Origin of the sequence: Mycobacterium sp., from assembly GCF_035506235.1 — a bacterium.
GTDB lineage: Bacteria > Actinomycetota > Actinomycetes > Mycobacteriales > Mycobacteriaceae > Mycobacterium.
Window position 1 is genome coordinate 1 of record NZ_DATJPU010000309.1, and the last position, 4757, is coordinate 4757.

At 68.3% G+C, this 4757-nt stretch carries 4 protein-coding genes and 1 pseudogene; 3 read left to right on the forward strand and 2 right to left on the reverse strand.

Translation table 11 applies throughout. The features are described from left to right. The 3 genes and pseudogenes from VMD50_RS28490 to VMD50_RS28500 all read left to right on the forward strand — a co-directional run. Positions 1–355, forward strand: a pseudogene (locus VMD50_RS28490) (hypothetical protein); the annotation flags it as partial. Positions 356–458: 103 nt separating this feature from the next. Next, entirely contained in the window at positions 459–2141 is a 1683-nt protein-coding gene (locus VMD50_RS28495; RefSeq protein WP_325433112.1) for a DEAD/DEAH box helicase, read from the forward strand. Next, positions 2138–3277, forward strand: coding sequence for an acyltransferase family protein (locus tag VMD50_RS28500; RefSeq protein ID WP_325433114.1), 1140 nt, complete (start codon positions 2138–2140; stop codon positions 3275–3277). Before VMD50_RS28495 ends, VMD50_RS28500 begins: the two co-directional genes overlap by 4 nt. Positions 3278–3420: 143 nt before the next feature. Here VMD50_RS28500 and VMD50_RS28505 read toward each other — a convergent pair whose 3' ends face one another. After that, entirely contained in the window at positions 3421–3999 is a 579-nt protein-coding gene (locus tag VMD50_RS28505) for a TetR/AcrR family transcriptional regulator (RefSeq protein ID WP_325433116.1), read from the reverse strand. Then, positions 3999–4757, reverse strand: a 759-nt coding sequence (locus tag VMD50_RS28510; RefSeq protein ID WP_325433118.1) for a cytochrome P450, incomplete at its 5' end; no start/stop codon positions are given. The genes VMD50_RS28510 and VMD50_RS28505, both read right to left, overlap by 1 nt.

Genomic DNA, 4757 nt, shown 5'->3' on the forward strand with positions numbered 1-4757 from the left:
CGGCACCGGCGGTAACGGCGGCGCTGGCGGCGGCGCATTACAAAACGTGACCGATCCCACCCTGACCAACGGCGGCGCCGGTGGGACAGGCGGCACCAACGGCATCGGTGGTGGTGGCGGCGGCGGCGCCATCAACAACACCTATCTAGGTAGCGGCGACGGTGCCCCCGGCGACAGTGGTGACCTCGGAGGGACAGGCGGTGTCGGCGGGAATAATAACGCCTTAATGAACCCCGGAGGCCAGGGCGGGCCGGGCGTGTACCTCTTCGGGGGCGGCAACGGAGGCGAGGGTGGCGTAGGCGTCGGCACGAACCGAACCGGCGCTGACGGCCGCCCGGGGACTTACCCGTCGTAACGATCGGCCAGCCCTAACACCGGGAGTGACGGCTGGGGACGGCATCTCCCCCTACCGACAGGCATGCTCGCGGCCGCTACCCGACCACTAAACTCCAAGGGCGATGGCCGCTCCCGACGATTCCCTTACCACGTTCGCCGACCTGCAGATACACCCTGCGGTCCTAAAAGCGCTCGACGACGTCGGCTACGAGACGCCTACCGTTATCCAGGCCGCGACGATCCCGCCGCTGATGGCCGGTTCCGACGTCGTTGGACTGGCCCAGACGGGCACGGGCAAGACGGCGGCGTTCGCGATCCCGATCCTGTCCAAGATCGATGTGAAGAGCACCGCGACCCAGGCGCTGGTCCTCGCGCCCACCCGCGAGCTGGCGCTGCAGGTGGCCGAGGCGTTCAGCCGCTACGGCGCGCACCTCCCGCAGATCCACGTGCTGCCGATCTACGGCGGCTCGTCGTACGGCGTGCAGCTGGCCGGACTCAAACGCGGCGCGCAGGTTGTGGTCGGCACCCCGGGCCGGGTCATCGACCACCTCGAGAGGGGGACGCTGGACCTGTCCCATATCGACTACCTGGTGCTCGACGAGGCCGACGAGATGCTCACCATGGGCTTCGCCGAGGACGTCGAGCGCATCCTGGCCGATACCCCGGAATACAAACAGGTCGCGCTGTTCTCGGCGACCATGCCCCCGGCGATCCGCAAACTCACCAAGAAGTACCTACACGACCCGGTCGAGATCACCGCGAAGGCGAAAACCGCCACCGCCGAGAACATTTCGCAGCGCTACATCCAGGTCGCCGGCCCCCGGAAGATGGATGCGCTGACCCGCATCCTTGAAGTGGAGCCGTTCGAGGCGATGATCGTCTTCGTCCGCACCAAGCAGGCCACCGAGGAAGTTGCCGAAAAGCTCAGGGCCCGCGGGTTTTCCGCGGCCGCCATCAACGGAGACATCCCGCAGGCGCAACGAGAGCGGACCATCAGCGCACTTAAAGACGGAGGCATCGACATCCTGGTCGCCACCGACGTGGCGGCGAGAGGCCTCGACGTCGACCGCATCTCGCACGTGCTCAACTACGACATCCCGCACGACACCGAGTCCTACGTGCACCGCATCGGGCGCACCGGCAGGGCCGGACGGTCGGGGGCAGCGGTGTTGTTCGTCTCCCCGCGCGAGCGCCACCTGCTGAAGGCGATCGAGAAGGCGACGCGCCAGACGCTCGCCGAGGCGCAGCTGCCCACCGTCGAGGACGTCAACGCCCAGCGGGTGGCGAAGTTCGCCGATTCCATCACGGACGCGCTCGGCGCCCCGGGGATGGACCTGTTCCGCAAGCTGGTTCAGGACTATGAGCGCGAGCACGACGTCCCGATGGCCGACATCGCCGCGGCCCTGGCGGTGCAGTCGCGTGACGGCGAGGCGTTCCTGATGGCCCCCGAACCGCCGCCCGAACGGCGCGAACGACGGGAGCGTCGCGAAGGGCCTCACGAAAGGCCTCGCGAAAGGCTAAGGTCGCCAAGGAACTTCGCCACCTACCGGATCTCGGTGGGCAAGCGGCACAAGATCGGTCCCGGCGCGATCGTCGGCGCCATCGCCAACGAAGGAGGGTTGCACCGCAGCGATTTCGGCCACATCGCCATCGGGCCGGATTTCTCGCTGGTGGAGTTGCCGGCCAAGCTGCCGAAGGCGACGCTGAAAAAGCTCGAGCAGACCCGGATCTCGGGCGTGCTGATCGACCTGCGGCCGGACCGGTCGCCCGGCAAGACCAAGCCACGCCGGAAACACGCCGTATGACCCTGTCCGAGGAGCGGGACGCCCAGGGCGGGCTCGAGCAGATCTCCCACGTGGACCGGGTCGCATCGCTGACGGGTATCCGGGCCGTCGCCGCGCTCCTCGTCGTCGGCACCCACGCGGCCTACACCACGGGCAAGTACACCCACGGCTATTGGGGCCTCGTCGGTGCCAGGCTGGAGGTCGGCGTTCCGATTTTCTTCGTGCTGTCGGGCTTCCTGCTGTTCCGCCCGTGGGTGAAAGCGGCCGCCACTGGCGGCCCGCCGCCGTCGCTGAGTCGCTATGCGCGGCACCGGGTTCGGCGCATCATGCCCGCCTACGTCATCACCGTGCTGTTCGCCTACGTGCTGTACCACTACCGCCAGGCCGGACCCAACCCCGGCCACACCTGGCTGGGGCTGTTGCGCAACCTCACGTTGACGCAGATCTATTGCAACGGCTATCTGGGCAAGTACCTGCACCAGGGCCTCACCCAGATGTGGAGCCTGGCCGTCGAGGCGGCCTTCTACGTGACGCTGCCGTTGTTGGCATACCTGCTGCTGGTGCTGATTTCGCGGCGGCGGTGGCAGCCGAAGTTGGTCCTCGGCGCCCTCGGGGGGATGGCGCTGATCAGCCCGGCGTGGCTGGTCCTCGTCCACACCGATCACTGGTTCCCCGATGGCGCCCGGCTGTGGTTGCCCACGTACCTGGCCTGGTTCGTCGGCGGCATGGCCCTGGCCGTTTTCCAGGCGATGGGGGTGCGCTGCTACGCGTTCATGGCCATCCCGCTGGCGGTCATCTGTTACTTCATCGCCTCCACGCCGATCGCCGGCGCACCCACAACGTCGCCCGCGACGCTGCGCGAAGCCGTATTCAAGACGGTTTTCTACGCCGTGATCGCCACACTCGCGGTGGCACCTCTGGCGTTGGGCGACCGGGGGGTGTATTCGCGGCTGCTGGCCACCCGGCCGATGGTGTGGCTGGGAGAGATCTCCTACGAGATCTTCCTGATCCATCTGATGACCATGGAGTTCGCCATGGTGTATGTCGTACGGGCCCACGTCTACACGGGCTCGATGCTCAACCTGTTCCTCGCCACGATGGTGCTGACGATCCCGTTGGCCTGGCTGCTGCACCGCTTCACCCGCGTGCGCGACTGAGCCGATATCTCTCTCCCGTGACTGGCGCCGAAATGGGGAGCCCATGTCCAGGACGCGGATCGCAGCCGCCGCGCAGGATGCGGTGTCAGCGGCGATCCCGGCGCACACCGTTGTGGGCGGTCGCTAGAGGGACCTCGGCAAACTTAGCCGCGGGCGCCGACCGGCGTCACGATCGGGACGACGAACTCCTCGATCATCGCCCACTCGTCGGCCTCGTCGCCGCCGGGGTACATCAAAAGCGACGTGAGCACCCGCACCATCCAGCGCGCCCGGCGCTCCACGACGGCGGGGTCTTCGGGGCCGAGCGAACCGACGAAGGCCGCCGCCAACGCGGTGATCACCTCCGAATGCCCGGCCACCTCGCCGCCGATCGGCGGGCGGCTGACGGCGAACCACGCTGACAACGAAGGGCTTTCGCGGACCATCCGCAGCGCGGCGGTCATGCTCGCGACCAGCCGTGCGCGTGGATCCTCGATGCCGTCGATCTCATCGGCGATCGCGCGGCTGAGGCGGCGGGTCTCCCGGTGCACGTAGCCGGTCCGCAGCGCCTCCCGGTTCTCGAAGTACCGGTACAGCGTAGCGCGGGAACACCCTGCGGCCCTGGCGATTTCGCTCATGCCGATCGACGCCTGGTCCCGCTCGGTCCACAACTGCTCGGCCGCGTCGAGTATCCGGTCGGCGGCCACTTCGGTGCGCCGCTCGGCCAGCCAACCGGTTGGCATCACGCACCCACTCGAATCGGCACCGAAAGCGGCCGTCGCACATAACTCCCGCCGGACCACACGATCCCGGACTCGTCGACCTCGAAATCCGGGCAGCGCGCCAGCAGTTCGGTCAGCGCCACCCGGGATTGCATGCGGGCTGCGGCCGCGCCCAGGCAGTGGTGTGCGCCGTGGCTGAACGTCAGGATGTTGCGGGGGCACCGGGCCACGTCGAGTTCGCCGGCGTCCGGCCCGTATTGGCGCTCGTCCCGGTTGGCCGATCCGTACAGCAGCATCACCTTGCGGCCCGCCGGGACGGTGGTGTCGTGGAGAGCCACGTCACGGGTCGTCGTGCGCGCCAGCCCCTGCACCGGCGACGTCAGCCGCAGCAGCTCCTCGACCGCATCGGGGATCAGCCCCGGGTCGTCGACCAAGCGCCGCCGCTGATCGGGGCGCTCGTGCAGCAAAGGCATTGAGCCACCGAGCATTCCGGTGACGGTGTCGTTGCCGCCGGTGACCATCGTGAAGGTGAACGCCAGCACCGACAGGGTGCCCGCGATGTCGCCGTCCGCGCCCACCCCGGCGGCGACCAGGTGCGAAATGGTGTCGTCCTCGGGCTCGCTCCGGCGCCGCTCGATGAGCCCGGTGAAGTATGCCATCATCGACCCGACGGCGTCGCCAACGGTTTCCAGCGCCGCACCGATCCCGCCGTCCGCCGTATTGCCCGCGACGATCGTCTCGGTCCAGCCGTCGAACTGCGCCCGATCTTCCTCGGGCAC